At 52.8% G+C, this 15,581-nt stretch carries 16 protein-coding genes; 15 read left to right on the top strand and 1 reads right to left on the bottom strand.

The features are described 5' to 3' along the window. Positions 1–27: 27 nt before the first annotated feature. The 8 genes from MCJ35_RS17455 to MCJ35_RS17420 all read left to right on the top strand — a co-directional run bounded on the left by MCJ35_RS17455 (position 28) and on the right by MCJ35_RS17420 (position 6,114). Positions 28–783 (top strand): AAA family ATPase, encoded by a 756-nt coding sequence (locus tag MCJ35_RS17455; RefSeq protein WP_008718776.1) that lies wholly within the window; start codon positions 28–30, stop codon positions 781–783. Positions 784–808: 25 nt separating this feature from the next. After that, entirely contained in the window at positions 809–1,273 is a 465-nt protein-coding gene (locus MCJ35_RS17450) for a pyridoxamine 5'-phosphate oxidase family protein (protein ID WP_025486200.1), read from the top strand. 10 nt (positions 1,274–1,283) lie between these two features. Further along, the gene (locus MCJ35_RS17445) at positions 1,284–1,886 is read left to right on the top strand and encodes a pentapeptide repeat-containing protein (protein ID WP_008718773.1); all 603 of its coding nucleotides are present in this window, start codon (positions 1,284–1,286) and stop codon (positions 1,884–1,886) included. Between the two features lie 61 nt (positions 1,887–1,947). After that, the gene (locus tag MCJ35_RS17440) at positions 1,948–2,574 is read left to right on the top strand and encodes a cyclodeaminase/cyclohydrolase family protein (protein WP_008718771.1); all 627 of its coding nucleotides are present in this window, start codon (positions 1,948–1,950) and stop codon (positions 2,572–2,574) included. Positions 2,575–2,662: 88 nt separating this feature from the next. Next, entirely contained in the window at positions 2,663–3,505 is an 843-nt protein-coding gene (locus MCJ35_RS17435; protein WP_008718769.1) for a bifunctional 5,10-methylenetetrahydrofolate dehydrogenase/5,10-methenyltetrahydrofolate cyclohydrolase, read from the top strand. A gap of 167 nt (positions 3,506–3,672) precedes the next feature. Then, positions 3,673–4,521 (top strand): basic amino acid ABC transporter substrate-binding protein, encoded by an 849-nt coding sequence (locus MCJ35_RS17430; protein ID WP_008718767.1) that lies wholly within the window; start codon positions 3,673–3,675, stop codon positions 4,519–4,521. Between the two features lie 161 nt (positions 4,522–4,682). Next, the gene (locus tag MCJ35_RS17425; RefSeq protein ID WP_025486203.1) at positions 4,683–5,375 is read left to right on the top strand and encodes an amino acid ABC transporter permease; all 693 of its coding nucleotides are present in this window, start codon (positions 4,683–4,685) and stop codon (positions 5,373–5,375) included. Next, positions 5,365–6,114 carry an amino acid ABC transporter ATP-binding protein gene (locus tag MCJ35_RS17420; RefSeq protein ID WP_008718763.1) on the top strand — a complete coding sequence of 250 codons (750 nt, stop codon included), beginning with the start codon at positions 5,365–5,367 and terminating at the stop codon, positions 6,112–6,114. The genes MCJ35_RS17425 and MCJ35_RS17420 overlap by 11 nt, the downstream gene beginning before the upstream one ends. 145 nt (positions 6,115–6,259) lie before the next feature. Here the strand turns inward: MCJ35_RS17420 and MCJ35_RS17415 are convergent, their stop codons facing one another. Then, positions 6,260–6,760 (bottom strand): MarR family winged helix-turn-helix transcriptional regulator, encoded by a 501-nt coding sequence (locus tag MCJ35_RS17415; protein WP_025486204.1) that lies wholly within the window; start codon positions 6,758–6,760, stop codon positions 6,260–6,262. A 309-nt stretch (positions 6,761–7,069) separates the two neighbouring features. Here MCJ35_RS17415 and ftsH point away from each other — a divergent pair, with 309 nt between their 5' ends. The 7 genes from ftsH to MCJ35_RS17380 all read left to right on the top strand — a co-directional run bounded on the left by ftsH (position 7,070) and on the right by MCJ35_RS17380 (position 15,566). Further along, a complete protein-coding gene (gene ftsH, locus MCJ35_RS17410; RefSeq protein ID WP_025486205.1) occupies positions 7,070–8,953 on the top strand; it encodes an ATP-dependent zinc metalloprotease FtsH in 1,884 nt (627 codons plus the stop codon). A gap of 94 nt (positions 8,954–9,047) precedes the next feature. After that, a complete protein-coding gene (locus MCJ35_RS17405) occupies positions 9,048–9,332 on the top strand; it encodes a DUF6809 family protein (protein ID WP_025486206.1) in 285 nt (94 codons plus the stop codon). Between the two features lie 253 nt (positions 9,333–9,585). Continuing rightward, a complete protein-coding gene (locus MCJ35_RS17400) occupies positions 9,586–10,866 on the top strand; it encodes a BMP family ABC transporter substrate-binding protein (RefSeq protein ID WP_240299591.1) in 1,281 nt (426 codons plus the stop codon). Between the two features lie 180 nt (positions 10,867–11,046). After that, positions 11,047–12,579: an ABC transporter ATP-binding protein gene (locus tag MCJ35_RS17395; protein ID WP_240299590.1), complete on the top strand. Its 1,533-nt coding sequence runs from the start codon at positions 11,047–11,049 to the stop codon at positions 12,577–12,579. Continuing rightward, positions 12,572–13,690, top strand: coding sequence for an ABC transporter permease (locus MCJ35_RS17390; RefSeq protein ID WP_025486207.1), 1,119 nt, complete (start codon positions 12,572–12,574; stop codon positions 13,688–13,690). The genes MCJ35_RS17395 and MCJ35_RS17390 overlap by 8 nt, the downstream gene beginning before the upstream one ends. A gap of 16 nt (positions 13,691–13,706) precedes the next feature. Next, positions 13,707–14,687, top strand: a complete 981-nt coding sequence (locus tag MCJ35_RS17385; protein WP_008718748.1) for an ABC transporter permease — start codon at positions 13,707–13,709, stop codon at positions 14,685–14,687. A gap of 405 nt (positions 14,688–15,092) precedes the next feature. Further along, positions 15,093–15,566 (top strand): LURP-one-related/scramblase family protein, encoded by a 474-nt coding sequence (locus MCJ35_RS17380; RefSeq protein ID WP_008718746.1) that lies wholly within the window; start codon positions 15,093–15,095, stop codon positions 15,564–15,566. Positions 15,567–15,581: the final 15 nt, after the last annotated feature.

The raw sequence follows: 15,581 nt of genomic DNA, 5'->3' as shown, positions 1-15,581 counted from the left end.
GCGGTGTTCACAGGGGAGATGCATGGAATGGGGCAGTCAGATATGTTTATCAGGGAAATAAGGATTGACTGGGATAAGGTGGATGAGGATTCCTATGTCAGGGATATTCCTTCAATCCACGGTATCAGGGATTTGCGGCTTCACAGCAATGTGACCTTTTTCGTGGGGGAAAACGGAACAGGGAAATCCACGCTTTTGGAAGCGGTTGCGGTGGCCTATGGATTTAATCCTGAGGGAGGAAGCAGGAATTTTAACTTTGCCACCAGACAGACACATTCGGAGCTTTACGGCGCCATTACCCTGATTAAAGGGGTACACAGGCCAAGGCATGGTTTTTTCCTGAGGGCGGAGAGCTTTTATAATGTTGCTACCCAGATAGAGGAATACAGGGATGGGGACGACCCTAAGTGGTATTATGAAAGGTACGGAGGACGTTCGCTTCATGAACAGTCCCACGGCGAGAGCTTCCTGGCCCTGATGCAGAATACCTTTGAGGAAAAAGGGATGTATATCCTGGACGAGCCGGAAGCAGCCCTTTCGCCCCAGAGGCAGCTGACCCTGCTGATCCATATCTGCCAGCTGGCGGCAGGCGGGGCGCAGTTCATCATTGCCAGCCATTCGCCCATCCTCCTCGGCATTCCAGGGGCCCAGATCCTGTCCTTTGACAACGGGAAGCTGGAACCGGTAAGCTATGAGGAGACGGAGAGCTACCAGGTAACGGAAATGTTCATAAACAACAGGGAATACTTTTTGAAACGGCTTTTGGATGAAACAATGGTTTGACAAATCAATACAGGGAGAAACGGACATGAGAAGAAAAGACAGGGAAATCACGGATAGTGACCGGATACAGGAAATCATCGATGCCTGCCAGTGCATGAGGATTGCTTTTGCAGATGGGGCATGTGCATATATCGTGCCTGTGAATTTCGGATATGACAAGGCCGGGAAGGCATTTTACTTTCACGGCGCAGCCCAGGGGCGTAAGATTGATCTGATACGCCAGAATGGATACGCTGGTTTTGAGATGGATACGGACCACCGCCTGGTGACGGCTGATGAGGCGTGCGGTTTTTCGTTTGAATATAGCAGTATTGTGGGCAAGGGAAGGATTACCATGGTGGATGACCCGGAGGAGAAACGCCATGGCCTGGACTGCATCATGGAACACATGGCGGGAGGCGGACGGTGGGAATACCCGGACCCCATGCTTAAGCTGACAGCGGTCATACGCCTGGATGTGGAGGAACTCTGCGCCAAGTCCAACAGATAGGGGGAAGACTATGTTAACAGAAGAAATCCTGCAGGCGGCCGCAGAGGAATGGCCTGTATCAGACCGGACATACACGGATGAAACAGCTGACTCTGTCAGTGGGCAGAAGCTGGAATTTGATTCCGTCCATTTCGTAAGATGCAGGTTCACGGACTGTGATTTTACGGGGGCATCCTTCTGCAATGTGGTGTTTGATAAATGTGATTTTTCCAACAGCTCTTTTGTGGACAGCTATTGGAAAAATACAAGGGCAGAGGGCTGCAAAGGGGATGGAAGCCGTTTTTCCAATGCAAGCTTTAAGTGGGTGAAGCTGACGGACAGCCAGTTCCGGTACGCCAATTTTTCCATGGCTTACTGGGAATTCTCAGAGATAACGGGCTGCAGCTTAAGGGAGGCGTTCCTGTCCGAGGTCAGGTTCAAGAAAACCATATGCTCCAGGACGGATTTCACCAGCGTGGATTTTTTCAGGACCATGCTGAGAGGAATGGACTTGTCAGACTGCACCATTGACAATATAATGGTATCAGACCAGTATACGGAGCTTGCAGGTGTGAAGGTGAATCTTTTCCAGGCAGCGGAACTTGCCAAGCTGATGGGGGTTAAGGTTGTGTGACATCGTGACATAATCGGACTGCAGTCCAATATGAACAAAAGGATAAAGGAAGGAGAACAGAATGGTTGAACAGAAAACAATAGAAGGATTCCTGGAGGTCCTGTCATCCAAGGAACCCATACCGGGCGGCGGAGGGGCTTCCGCCCTGGCAGGCGCCCTGGGCAATGCCCTGGGACAGATGGTTGCGAACCTGACCATTGGAAAGAAAAAGTACGCGGGCGTGGAAGAAGAGATAAAGGAACTTCTCGGACGGATGCAGGAACTTCAGGCCGTCTTTGTCACGCTGGCTGACCGGGACGCAGAAGTATTTGCGCCGTTGGCACAGTGCTACGGACTTCCGTCTGCCACGGAGGAAGAAAAGGCTTATAAGGAAACGGTCATGGAAGAGCGTCTTCTGGATGCCAGCCTTGTTCCCCTTGAGATCATGGAACATGCGTCTGCCATGCTGGGTATCCTTGAAATCCTTGGGGACAAGGGCAGCCGCCTTGCGGTCAGCGATGTGGGCGTGGGCGTGCAGTTTATCCGCACCGCGCTTTTAGGAGCGGTCATGAATGTGTATATTAACACCAGATCCATGAAGGACAGGGAGAAGGCGGAGGAACTGAACGCAAGGGCCGGGAAGCTGATTGAAGAGGGGACTGCGTGGGCGGACCGGATTTACGCCAGGGTGCTGGATCAGCTGAGATAGGGGCTGCGCCGGGAGGGATGCATGTCCGGACAGGCCCGGGGCGTGTAAAAGAACATACATTTTCAGAAAGTCAGAAAGGAAGACAGCCATGGAATTACTGAAAGGCGCAGAGGTATCTGCAAAGATAAAGGAACAGGCAGCCCGGATGCTTGAAAAACTGGGGGGGAATGTACCGAAGCTGGCAATCGTCAGGGTGGGGGAACGCCCGGATGACATGTCATATGAGCGGGGGGCCATCAAAAAAATGGAGGGCTTTGGGCTGAGGGTGCAGTCCTATGTATTCCCCGCGGACATAAGCGACCAGGATTTTAAGGAAGCCTTCAGGAACATCAACCAGGATGAGGATGTGACCGGAATCCTTCTGCTGCGTCCCCTTCCAAAACAGATCTGTGAGGCGGATATCGAACGGATGATTGACCCGGCAAAGGATCTGGACGGGATATCGCCGTCCAATATCGCAAAGGTATTTGCAGGGGACGGCACGGGATTTGCCCCATGTACGGCGGAAGCTGTCATCGAGGTCCTGAAGGCCAACGGGATTGCCATAAGCGGAAAACGCGTTACCATTGTGGGACGCAGCATGGTGGTGGGACGTCCCCTGTCCATGCTGATGCTCAAGGAAAATGCAACCGTCACCATCTGCCATACCAGGACAGCGGACCTGGAGGGCACCTGCCGGTCCGCGGAAATCCTGGTGGCTGCCGCGGGGCGGGCCAAGATGCTGGATAAGAGGTATGTGGGCCAGGGCGCGGTTGTGATTGATGTGGGCATCAATGTGGATGAGAACGGGAAGCTGTGCGGGGATGTGGATATGGACTCCATTTCCGGTGCCGCATCCATGGCAACCCCTGTCCCGGGAGGCGTCGGCGCGGTGACCACGGCGGTCCTGGCCAAGCATCTCCTCTTGGCGGCAGGACAGAAGTCCGGCTGACAGGCATCCTGCCGGGAATGGCCGGAAAAACAGCGGAAATTATAAAAATAAGGCGGATTCCCGTATTTTCCTCTTGCTAAACTTTAAAAATGCTTTATAATATAAAACGTTAATAATTTTTTTATAGTTATGCATTTTGATGCATAAAAGAAAAGAGGAGAGTAATTATGAAGAAGAAAGTTTTAGCATTGACCATGGCAGCACTTATGGCAGCTTCCCTGACCGCATGCGGAGGCGGTGCAAAAGAGACCACAGCAGCTGATACGACTGCAAATGCTGATGCAGCCGATACAACCGCAGCTGAGAAGACAGAGGAAACAAGCGCAGAGGCAGCTGGGACAGAAGCAGCTGGCGGCGTACTGGTGATGGCAACCAACGCAGAGTTCCCGCCATATGAATTCCATGACGGCGGGGAAATCGTCGGTATCGACGCAGAGATTGCAAAGGCCATTGCTGACGAGCTGGGCATGGAACTGGAGATTGAGGACATTGCATTTGATTCCATCATTCCTGAGATTACTTCCGGCAAGGCTGATATGGGCCTGGCAGGCATGACTGTGACGGAAGACCGTAAGCAGTCCGTGGATTTCACTGATACTTATGCAAAGGCTTCCCAGAAGATCATCGTAAAGGAAGACAGCGCAATCGCTTCCCCGGATGACCTGACAGGCGTTATCGTAGGCGTGCAGCAGGGAACCACAGGCGACATCTATGTGTCTGACCTGGAAGCAGATGGCACCACCGTAGAGCGTTACAACAAGGGCTTTGAGGCTGTCCAGGCATTAAGCCAGGGCAAGATTGACGCTGTTGTAATCGACGGCGAGCCGGCCAAGACATTTGTTGCACAGACCGAGGGCCTGAAGATCCTTGAGGAATCCTTCACCGATGAGGAATATGCAATCGCTGTCAAGAAGGGCAACACCGAGCTGCTGGAGAAGATTAACGGCGCATTAAAGACCCTTAAGGATAACGGAACCCTGGATGAGATTGTTGCCAAGTACATCAAGGCGGAGTAATCAGCCGGGACTACTGACATAACGACATGAGAGTGCCGGCATTGGCATAATGGGCCGGTATTGGACTGCCGCAGGCTGCGGGAAGGAAACAGGATCTGTTCCGGCAGGCTGCGGCAGTTTTTACGGGTTAACTATAGAATAGAGAGCAGAGGATGATGAGCATGTGGAACACGTTTACAGATGCATTTTACCTGAACTTTGTTTCTGAGAACCGCTGGAAGTATCTGACAGACGGTCTCAAGACAACGTTGATTATTACACTTTTTGCCTGCCTGATGGGAATTGTCCTGGGCTTTATCGTGGGCATGATACGCTCTACCTACGAAAAGACCCACAAGCTGAAGCTGTTAAATGCCATCTGCAAAGTGTACCTGACCGTAATCCGCGGCACACCTGTAATCGTACAGCTGTTAATCATCTATTTCGTGCTCTTTGGCAGCATCAGGATTGACAAGGTCCTGGTGGCCATCCTGGCCTTTGGCATCAATTCCGGCGCATATGTGGCTGAGATATTCCGAAGCGGCATCATGTCCATTGACGCGGGCCAGATGGAAGCAGGACGGAGCCTTGGGTTTAATTATGCCCAGACCATGTGGTATATCATCATGCCCCAGGCATTTAAGACCGTGCTGCCCACCTTGTGCAACGAGTTCATTTCCTTGTTAAAGGAGACATCCGTGGCCGGATATATCGCAATCCAGGATCTGACCAAGGGCGGCGACATCATCCGAAGCAGGACATACAGCGCGTTCATGCCCTTGATTGCAGTTGCCCTGATTTATCTTATCATTGTCATGATATTTACAAAGCTGATTCAGATTCTGGAGAGGAGGTTAAGGCAGAATGAGCGCTAATATGAATAACGAGCCGTTAATCCGGGTACAGGACCTGGGCAAGAGCTTTGGCAGCATCCATGTATTAAAGGGAATTAATGTAAATATATACAAGGGTGACGTGGTTTTCGTGGTGGGGCCGTCCGGCTCCGGCAAGAGCACCTTCCTGCGATGCCTCAATCTTCTGGAGGAACCCACCCAGGGACATATTTTCTTTGAAGGCACGGATATCACGGACCCCAAGGTCAATATTGACAAGCACCGCCAGAAGATGGGGATGGTGTTCCAGCAGTTCAACCTGTTCCCACATATGGACATCATGAAGAACCTGACCCTCGCCCCCATGAAACTGCAGGGAAAAAGCCAGCAGGAGGCGGAGACAGAAGCCATGCAGCTTCTGGAGCGGGTTGGCCTGGCTGACAGGGCCCATGCATTCCCAAGCCAGCTCTCCGGCGGCCAGAAACAGCGTATCGCCATTGTGCGGGCGCTCTGCATGAAGCCGGATGTGATGCTCTTTGACGAACCCACATCCGCCCTGGACCCCGAGATGGTGGGCGAGGTTTTAAGCGTTATGCGCGACCTTGCAAAGGAAAAGATGACCATGGTGGTGGTTACCCATGAAATGGGCTTTGCCAGGGAGGTTGCCAACCGCGTCATGTTCATGGATGAGGGGTACTTCATGGAGGAAGCCGCTCCCGAGGAGTTCTTTGGGAATCCGAAGAATGAGAGACTGAAATCCTTCCTCAGCAAGGTGCTGTAGGATTACGGTCCAGATTGACAGGTAAAATAGAAAATCCAGGGAATCCCGGACTTTCAACCATACGACCAGTTTATTCTGTTGCAGAATCGGCCGTATGTGTGGGAGGAAAGGGATTTCCTGGATTTTAACTTTTTAAAGGTTCTGTTCACAGACTGGGAAACTCCGGGCACTTAACGGCTCCGGGGGCATCCGGGTTGAATTTGGACAGTAAGCCGGATAAACTCGTAAGGCAGTTGTCCAGTTCCTTCAGTTCCTGTTCTGAGAAACCCGACAGGCCTGCCACGGTACAGCTGAGCATGGCTTCCTTTAACTGGCTGACAATGGCGGCTCCGGTGGGGGTGATGTACAGATAGACCTGGCGTCTGTTCCTGGAATCATGCTCCCGTCTGACCAGGTCTTTTTCCTCCAGGTCATTGACCAGTTTGGTCAGCTGCTGCTTGGTGATTTCCAGCCGCGCAGCCAGCTCCGACATGGTGGGGGCGCTGCGGCCCGGCTGGTTTAACAGGATAAGGGCCTGGAAACCCACGGAGTTGGCTTTAATCTGGTTCTGCTGCTGATATTTGCTTTTCGCCAGATTAAAGAATGTGATGGTAAAATCCAGGAAATGTTCACCTACCGTCCTGTAATCCGGGGTATGTTCAGTCATGTTTATAAATACCTCCTCTGTCAGGGCGCGGATATCTGGTTGGAACCCTAGCTGGATCCACGCCTGTTCTCTGTACCCGTTGTACCATATTCCTGATTAAATGTCAATAAATATTAAAAGTAAATAAAGTTTTACAATAAAAGATTGACAAATATTGCTTTTCGTATTATCTTACAGATGGATGGCGGATGACACTGCAGTGCACGGAACTATGCTGCATGACCAGTAAAACAGTGCCGCCAGCCGTAATAGGCCGGTATCTAACCGGCGATACTATAGAAGAGTATGAAGAAGAAAAGGAGAACCTATATGGGTGTGAATGAAGATAATGGAAAGCGGGATATGAAGAACGGTCCAACCAAAAAACCGTTCATTTACTATTATTTCCTTGTCATCCTGATTGTCATGATACTGAACGCACTGGTATTCCCTATGATGGAGCATACCGTCGAGGTGCCGTACAGTGAGTTTATCACGCAGCTGGATGCAGGCAATGTAAAAGATGTGTACATGAGCAGTGATGAGACGCAGATCCAGTTTTCTACCAAGGACCAGCAGTGGAATGTTGCTTCTTATAAGACAGGGCCCCTGCCGGGAGATAACCTGGCCCAGCGTCTGGAGACAGCCAAGAGTGAGGGGAAGGTGGACAATTACTCCAGGCAGATTCCCACCAAGGCGTCCCCGCTCCTCAGTTTCCTGATGTCATGGGTGGCCCCGATCCTGATGTTTGTTATCATCGGGCAGATTATGGGGCGTATGCTTTCCAAGCGTATGGGCGGCAACAACGCCATGACCTTTGGCAAATCCAATGCCAAGATTTACGCGGAGAATGAAACAGGAATCACATTTGCGGATGTGGCAGGCGAGGAGGAGGCCAAGGATGCCTTAAAGGAAATCGTGGATTTCCTCCATAATCCCCAGAAGTATGCGGATATCGGTGCAAACCTTCCAAAGGGCGCCCTGCTGGTAGGCCCTCCGGGAACCGGTAAGACCCTTCTTGCCAGGGCGGTGGCCGGAGAAGCCCATGTGCCGTTTTTCTCCATATCCGGTTCGGAATTTGTGGAAATGTTCGTGGGCATGGGCGCTGCCAAGGTCCGCGACCTCTTTAAGCAGGCTAATGATAAGGCGCCCTGTATTGTATTCATTGACGAGATTGATACCATCGGCAAGAAGCGTGACGGCGGCGGTATGAGCGGCAATGATGAGCGGGAACAGACCCTGAACCAGCTGCTGACCGAGATGGATGGATTTGACGGCAAGAAGGGGGTCGTGATCCTGGCCGCCACCAACCGCCCGGAATCACTGGACAAGGCACTCCTGCGTCCGGGCCGTTTTGACAGGCGTGTGCCGGTGGAACTTCCTGACCTGAAGGGAAGGGAGGCCATCCTAAGGGTACACGGACAGAATGTCAAGATGTCCGATGATGTGGACTACAGCGCCATTGCCAGGGCCACGGCAGGGGCCAGCGGCGCAGAACTGGCCAATATCATCAATGAGGCGGCGCTGCGGGCCGTACGCATGGGCCGCGGGGCAGTCGTCCAGGGTGATTTGGAAGAAAGCGTGGAAACCGTCATCGCCGGATATCAGAAGAAAAACGCGGTCATTTCCCAGGAAGAACGTAAAATCGTGGCATACCATGAGGTGGGGCATGCGCTGGTGGCTGCCTGCCAGACCCAGTCCGCACCTGTGCAGAAGATTACCATCATACCGAGAACCTCCGGCGCCCTGGGCTATACCATGCAGGTGGAGCAGGGAGAGCGGTATCTCATGAGCAAGGAGGAGGCGCTGAACAAGATTGCCACCTTCACTGGAGGACGTGCTGCGGAGGAACTGATTTTCCATTCCATCACAACGGGAGCGTCCAATGATATTGAGCAGGCCACCAGGATTGCCAGGGCCATGGTGACACGCTACGGCATGACCGATGAATTCGACATGGTTGCCATGGAGACAGTGACCAACCAGTATCTGGGCGGTGACACGTCCCTGGCCTGCGCGCCTGAGACAGCGAAACGCATTGACGAGCAGGTGGTGGGCATCGTGAAGGGGCAGCACGCCAAGGCCCTTGACATCCTCAGGGAAAATGAAGGAAAGCTGCATGAGATTGCCGCTTATCTTCTGGAGAAGGAGACCATTACAGGTGAGGAGTTCATGGAAATATTTAATAAGGAGCCATCCGTCCATTGCAATTGACCTGGGGCTGTGCTATTCTGGAAGTATGGACAGGGTGGGGGCATGAATGCTTTCGCCCCTGTTGCATACAGACAGATGAAAGGCAGGAACAGGAATGGGAAAAATTTTGAACATGTTATATGCAGGGGATCTGCACCCCGCTGACTGTGTGATGCAGGATTCAGCGGATTACCAGGCCCTGTGCAGGGAATCCCTAAAGGAAGTGGAGCGCTTCACGGAGAAGCTGGACGCGGGAATGAAGGCGGAATTTGATACCCTGATGGAGCATTATCTGGAGCTTACTTATCTGGAAAAGACGGAGACGTTCAGTCATGGATTCCGTTTGGGCGCCGGGATTATGTGCGAGGTGTTCAGTGAAAATGGCCGGGCGCAGGCCTGAAATATAAGCGTAGCTTAAGAATATAAGGCGGGATTGGTGATAAATTAAACCAATCCCGCTTTATTGTGTATAAAATTGTTTTAAATAAATGGTTAATATTGACAATGATGGAAAAAGTGATATACTTAACTACGTATTTGTGTTACATTTTAACGGATAGGACATCGATGGAACGTCAGGGGCAATGGCAGCCAATACCTGACGTATTTTCGTCTGGATGTGCCTATATCCCAACTTCATGGAGGAGAGCATTATGAAATTACGTAAGTTAGTCAGCGTAGCAATGGCGGGTGTGATGACATTGTCATTGGCAGCCTGCGGCGGTTCCGGAACAGCAGATACGACCGCGGCGCCGGCAGCGTCCACAGAGGCGGCGGCAGACACCACTGCTGCAGAAGCAGGGGAGACAGAGGCCAAAGAGGCAGCGCCTGCAGGCGGTGTGGCAAAGGAAGATTTAAAGGTTGGTTTTGTATTCATCGGTGATGAGAATGAAGGCTATACGGCCGCACATTATAAGGGCGCCATGGAGATGAAGGATGCCCTTGGCCTGTCCGATGACCAGATTATCGTTAAATGGAATATCCCGGAGGATGAGACTGCTCAGGATGCGGCTATGGATCTGGCTGACCAGGGATGCCAGATTGTATTTGCCAACAGCTTTGGACATGAGTCCTATGTGATTGAGGCAGCTAAGGAGTATCCTGAGGTCCAGTTCTGCCATGCTACCGGTTTCCAGGCAGCATCCAGCGGACTGAGCAACATGCATAACTATTTCACGGCTATTTATGAAGCGCGTTACGTGTCTGGCGTGGTTGCCGGACTGAAGCTGAACCAGATGATAGAGGACGGGACCGTTGCAAAGGATGCCTGCAAGATCGGTTATGTGGGCGCTTATCCGTATGCTGAGGTTATCAGCGGATATACCTCCTTCTTCTTAGGCGTGCGCTCCGTATGCCCGGATGCCACCATGGAAGTTAAGTACACCAACAGCTGGGCCAGCTTTGACCTGGAAAAGGAAGCGGCAGACGCCCTGATTTCCGATGGCTGCGTGCTGATCAGCCAGCATGCCGATACAACCGGCGCCCCCACTGCATGTGAGGCAGCAGGCGTTCCATGTGTGGGCTACAACATTTCCATGATTGCAACGGCTCCTACCCAGGCCCTTACATCCTCCACCAACAACTGGGGCGCATATGTGACCGAGGCCGTACAGCATGTTGTGGATGGAACCGAGATTCCGGTTGACTGGTGCAAGGGCTTCTCAGACGGCGCAGTGCTTATCACTGAACTGAACGAAGCAGCGGTTGCCCCGGGAACCAAGGAAAAGGTGGAAGAGGTTGAGGCCAAACTGGCAGCAGGCGAGCTTCATGTGTTCGATACCTCCACCTGGACCGTTAAGGGCGAGACACTGGATAAATATAAGAAGGATGACGGCAATGAGTACATTTCCGACGGATATTTCCATGAGTCCGAATTTGCATCTGCGCCCGCATTCGACATACTGATTGACGGAATTAATACAATTGACAACTAATTTCCCGCAGGTACCAGGCTGGGTGAATTTGTAAAAGCTGCAAAAGCGGAGCTATCTGACTGGCTCCGCTTTTTTCCACGGAGGCATTGGGGTGCATGGCGGGAATGGATTTTCAAACACGGACTGGTACAGCGCCCTGCCGCAAGCAAGATAAAAATAATAAAAATGGAGGTCTGCCGGGTGAGCGGAGAATACGCAATTGAACTGAAAAACATCACAAAACGATTCGGCAAGGTAACTGCCAATGACAAAGTATGCCTGTCTGTCAAGCGGGGGGAGATACTGTCCATCCTGGGTGAGAACGGAAGCGGGAAGACCACCCTCATGAACATGATATCGGGAATCTACTACCCGGATGAGGGGCAGATATATGTGAATGGAAAAGAGGTGGCCATCCGTTCGCCCAAGGATTCATTTGCATTGGGAATCGGCATGATCCACCAGCATTTTAAACTGGTGGATGTCCTGACCGCGGCGGAAAACATCATCCTGGGCCTTTCAGGAAAAGAAATCCTGGACATGAAAAGCGTGGCGGCACGGATTAATGAACTGACGGGCAGATACGGCTTCGATTTGGACCCGGACCAGAAGATATACACCATGTCCGTATCCCAGAAGCAGACCGTGGAGATTGTCAAGCTTCTGTACCGCGGTGTGGATATCCTGATCCTGGACGAGCCCACGGCGGTCCTCACACCCCAGGAAACAGACCGTCTTTTCGCAGTCCTGCGCAATATGCGCGAGGCAGGCCATTCCATCATCATCATCACCCATAAACTCCATGAGGTGCTGGCGCTGTCAGACCGGGTCTCCGTGCTGCGCAAGGGCCAGTACATCGGGACCGTGCAGACAGCCGAGGCAACGGAGGAGTCCCTGACCGAAATGATGGTAGGCAAGAAGGTCAGCCTGAATATCGACCGCCCGGAGCCTGTCAATCCCCAGAAGCGTCTGGAGGTACAGGGGGTCACCTGTTTGAATAAGGAAGGTGTCAGGACTTTGGACAACGCCACCTTTACCGCATACAGCGGAGAGATACTGGGGGTGGCCGGAATCGCGGGAAGCGGACAGAAGGAACTTTTGGAATCCATTGCAGGCTTACAGCCCATGGAGTCGGGAACCATTACATATTATCCGCCTGAGGGCGGGGAAAAGAACCTGGCAGGCATGTCGGCTTCCGCCATCAGCAAGCTGGGTGTGAAGCTCTCCTTTGTGCCTGAGGACAGGCTGGGCATGGGACTGGTGGGTTCCATGGATATGACGGACAACATGATGCTCAGGGGCTACCGGAACGGCCGTCCTTTCTTTGCGGACAGGAAGACGCCCAGAAGCCTGGCGGAGCATATCATCGAGGAGCTGGAGGTGGTGACCCCCGGCGTCACCACGCCGGTGCGCAAGCTGTCCGGCGGAAATGTGCAGAAGGTCCTGGTGGGACGTGAGATTTCCTCCAATCCCAAGGTACTTATGGTTGCCTACCCTGTGCGGGGGCTGGACATCAATTCATCCTATACCATCTACCATCTGCTCAATGAACAGAAGCAGCAGGGGGCGGCGGTCATCTGTGTGGGAGAGGACCTGGATGTGCTTCTGGAACTGTGCGACCGTATCCTGGTGCTGTGCGGCGGCCGGATAAGCGGTATCGTGGACGGCAGGACAGCCACCAAAGAGGGCGTGGGCCTGATGATGACAAAAGTAGGAGGTGACCAGAGTGAGTAAGGAAATGACAGCGGTATCGGTAAAGGAACCTCTGATGCATATATCCAAACGTGACGGCATAGAGCCGTACAAGGCGTGGCTTATCAGGCTGGCGGCGGTCCTCATATCCCTGATTGTCTGTGCAGGCGTTATCTTCGCGCTTACTGGCCTGAATCCCATTGAAGTGTACAAAGGGGTGTTTGACGGAGCGGTGGGAACCAAACGGCGAGTCTGGATGACCATACGGGACACCCTGGTCCTGTTGTGCATTGCAATCGGCATTACCCCGGCATTTAAGATGCGGTTCTGGAATATCGGCGCCGAGGGGCAGGTCCTGATCGGGGGCGTCACATCGGCGGCCATGATGATTTATCTGGGTAATTCCCTTCCGCCAATCCTGCTGTTCCCGCTGATGCTGGCGGGAAGCGCGCTGTCCGCCATGGTCTGGGCTGCAATTCCGGCATTTTTCAAGGCATACTGGAATACCAATGAGACACTATTTACACTGATGATGAATTATGTGGCAATGCAGGTCATCACATACTGCATTATCTTCTGGGAGAACCCAAAGGGGTCCAACTCGGTGGGCACCATCAACTCCGCTACAAAAGGCGGCTGGCTTCCCAAGCTTTTTGGGCTGGACTACGGGTGGAACCTGGTAATCGTCCTGGTTCTGACCCTGGCCATGTTCATTTACCTGAAATACAGCAAGCAGGGGTATGAGGTTGCTGTGGTGGGTGAGAGTGAGAACACGGCCAGGTACGCGGGTATCAATGTGAAGAAGGTAATCCTTCGCACCATGGCCCTGTCCGGGGCTATCTGCGGCATTGCCGGTTTTATCATTGTAAGCGGCGCAAGCCACACCATATCCACCAGCACGGCGGGAGGACGGGGATTTACGGCAATCATAGTGTCATGGCTCAGCAAGTTCAATGCATTTGCCATGGTCCTGGTATCCTTTTTCCTGGTATTCATGCAGAAGGGCGCGGGGCAGATCGCGTCACAGTTCAACCTGAATGAAAATGCCTCTGATGTCATAACGGGAATCATCCTGTTCTTTATCCTGGGCTGTGAGTTTTTCATCAATTACAAAGTAGCGGTGCGCAGCAGGCGCAAAGACACACAGGCTTAGGAGGGAGGACAAGGATATGGGATTTTTAGTTATATTCATTCAGAAGGCCATTGGGCAGGGCATAGGGATTCTGTACGGCGCCCTGGGCGAGATCATGACGGAGAAGTCCGGCAACCTGAACCTGGGTATTCCCGGGATGATGTACATGGGCGGGATTGCAGGACTGATTGGTGCATTTTTATATGAAAATTCAGTGGGGACACCTAACGGCTTTGTGGGGATGCTGATTTCCTTCCTGTGCGCATTCGCATGCGCGGCCCTGGGCGGTCTGGTGTACAGTGTGCTGACCATTACGCTGCGGGCCAACCAGAATGTCACGGGTCTGGCCCTGACCACCTTTGGCGTGGGCTTCGGCAACTTCTTCGGCGGTTCCCTTGCAAAGCTGGCAGGCGGCGTGGGACAGATTTCCGTGGCGGTTACGGGCGCGGCCTACAAGACGCCGGTTCCTGGGCTTTCTAAGCTGGGAGTGGTGGGGCAGGTATTGTTTTCCTATGGATTCCTTACCTATCTGGCGGTCCTCCTGGCAATTGTACTGGCTTTCTTCCTGGGTAAGACCAGGAAGGGGCTGAACCTGAGGGCTGTGGGCGAGAGTCCGGCAACCGCGGATGCAGCGGGCATTAACGTGACTGCGTACAAGTACCTGGCCACCTGTGTGGGCGGCGGTATCAGCGGACTTGGGGGACTGTACTTTGTGATGGAGTATTCCGGCGGGACCTGGACCAATAACGGATTTGGCGACAGGGGCTGGCTGGCCATCGCACTTGTCATCTTCGCACTGTGGAAGCCGGTCAATGCAATCTGGGGCTCCATATTGTTCGGCGGCCTGTATATCCTTTATCTCTATATCCCGGGACTGGACAGGGGGGCCCAGGAGATTTTCAAGGCCCTGCCATATGTTGTGACCATTGTGGTGCTGGTGATTACCAGCTTGAGGAAGAAGAGGGAGTATCAGCCGCCTGAGAGCCTGGGACTGGCTTATTTCAGGGAGGAGAGGTAGGTTACGTCGAATGGACGCGGACGGGGGAGGGATTTTGTCCGTGGGAGAATTGGGATGGCGCTGCGGCCGTATGCTGCAGCGCCATTCGGCTCTTTTAAACTGGCAGGGGTGGGAGTCCGTCGGCACTTGAATGTGGTGGTGGGCGTCCGCTGACGCTTCAGAAAAGGGGCGGGTGGTGGTGGTGGACGTCCGCTGACGCTTCAGAAAAGAGGGCGTGGGATGGTGGTGGACATCTGCTGGCGCTTCAAAAAGGGGAGCGCGGTGGTGTTAGTTTCTGGCAGAGAATGGCATGGGAGTTTTTGGGATGGCTTGACAAGGGGGATTATGCTGTTATGATTAGAAGCGGATGATTCCATAAGGATTTTGGACTATGGCCGGGTGTGGGCCGGAGAAAGAGGATGTGGGATGAAGTTATTGTTTCGGCAGAGGTTTTTCTCGTGGTTTGACAGTTACGATGTTTTTGATGAGGACGGCAGGACGGTTTATACGGTCCAGGGGAAATTGGCCTGGGGACACAGGCTGGAGATATATGATGCGCAGGGAAGGCATCTGGGTACTGTTAAGCAGGAGGTGCTTACTTTCTTGCCAAGGTTCCGGCTGTATGTGGGTGAACGGCTGGTGGGGGAGGTTTGGAAGGAATTCACGTTTTTCAGGCCGTCTTTTAAGATGGATGTCAGGGGATGGCATATTGCTGGGGATATCCTGGAATGGGATTATTACATAGAGGATGCCATGGGGAGACGGGTAGCGGGGCTGTCCAAGCAGCTGTTTAAGCTGACTGATACATATGTGCTTGAGATTGGAAACCCGGAAGACGCATTGTATGTGCTTATGGCGGCCCTGGCAATCGATGCTGCAAAATGTTCATCGGATAATTGACAGTGAGGCGGATGA

The sequence above is a fragment of the Enterocloster sp. OA13 genome, from assembly GCF_022440595.1.
Lineage (GTDB): Bacteria > Bacillota > Clostridia > Lachnospirales > Lachnospiraceae > Enterocloster > Enterocloster hominis.
Note: the sequence above shows the minus strand (reverse complement) of the source record. Positions and strands in the feature narration are given on the sequence as shown.

Bases quoted from the DNA above. Each gene is read 5' to 3' on its own strand.
- MCJ35_RS17455 (WP_008718776.1), top strand. From the start codon at position 28: ATGGGGCAGTCAGATATGTTTATCAGGGAAATAAGGATTGACTGGGAT.
- MCJ35_RS17450 (WP_025486200.1), top strand. From the start codon at position 809: ATGAGAAGAAAAGACAGGGAAATCACGGATAGTGACCGGATACAGGAA.
- MCJ35_RS17445 (WP_008718773.1), top strand. From the start codon at position 1,284: ATGTTAACAGAAGAAATCCTGCAGGCGGCCGCAGAGGAATGGCCTGTA.
- MCJ35_RS17440 (WP_008718771.1), top strand. From the start codon at position 1,948: ATGGTTGAACAGAAAACAATAGAAGGATTCCTGGAGGTCCTGTCATCC.
- MCJ35_RS17435 (WP_008718769.1), top strand. From the start codon at position 2,663: ATGGAATTACTGAAAGGCGCAGAGGTATCTGCAAAGATAAAGGAACAG.
- MCJ35_RS17430 (WP_008718767.1), top strand. From the start codon at position 3,673: ATGAAGAAGAAAGTTTTAGCATTGACCATGGCAGCACTTATGGCAGCT.
- MCJ35_RS17425 (WP_025486203.1), top strand. From the start codon at position 4,683: ATGTGGAACACGTTTACAGATGCATTTTACCTGAACTTTGTTTCTGAG.
- MCJ35_RS17420 (WP_008718763.1), top strand. From the start codon at position 5,365: ATGAGCGCTAATATGAATAACGAGCCGTTAATCCGGGTACAGGACCTG.
- MCJ35_RS17415 (WP_025486204.1), bottom strand. From the start codon at position 6,760: ATGACTGAACATACCCCGGATTACAGGACGGTAGGTGAACATTTCCTG.
- ftsH (WP_025486205.1), top strand. From the start codon at position 7,070: ATGGGTGTGAATGAAGATAATGGAAAGCGGGATATGAAGAACGGTCCA.
- MCJ35_RS17405 (WP_025486206.1), top strand. From the start codon at position 9,048: ATGGGAAAAATTTTGAACATGTTATATGCAGGGGATCTGCACCCCGCT.
- MCJ35_RS17400 (WP_240299591.1), top strand. From the start codon at position 9,586: ATGAAATTACGTAAGTTAGTCAGCGTAGCAATGGCGGGTGTGATGACA.
- MCJ35_RS17385 (WP_008718748.1), top strand. From the start codon at position 13,707: ATGGGATTTTTAGTTATATTCATTCAGAAGGCCATTGGGCAGGGCATA.
- MCJ35_RS17380 (WP_008718746.1), top strand. From the start codon at position 15,093: ATGAAGTTATTGTTTCGGCAGAGGTTTTTCTCGTGGTTTGACAGTTAC.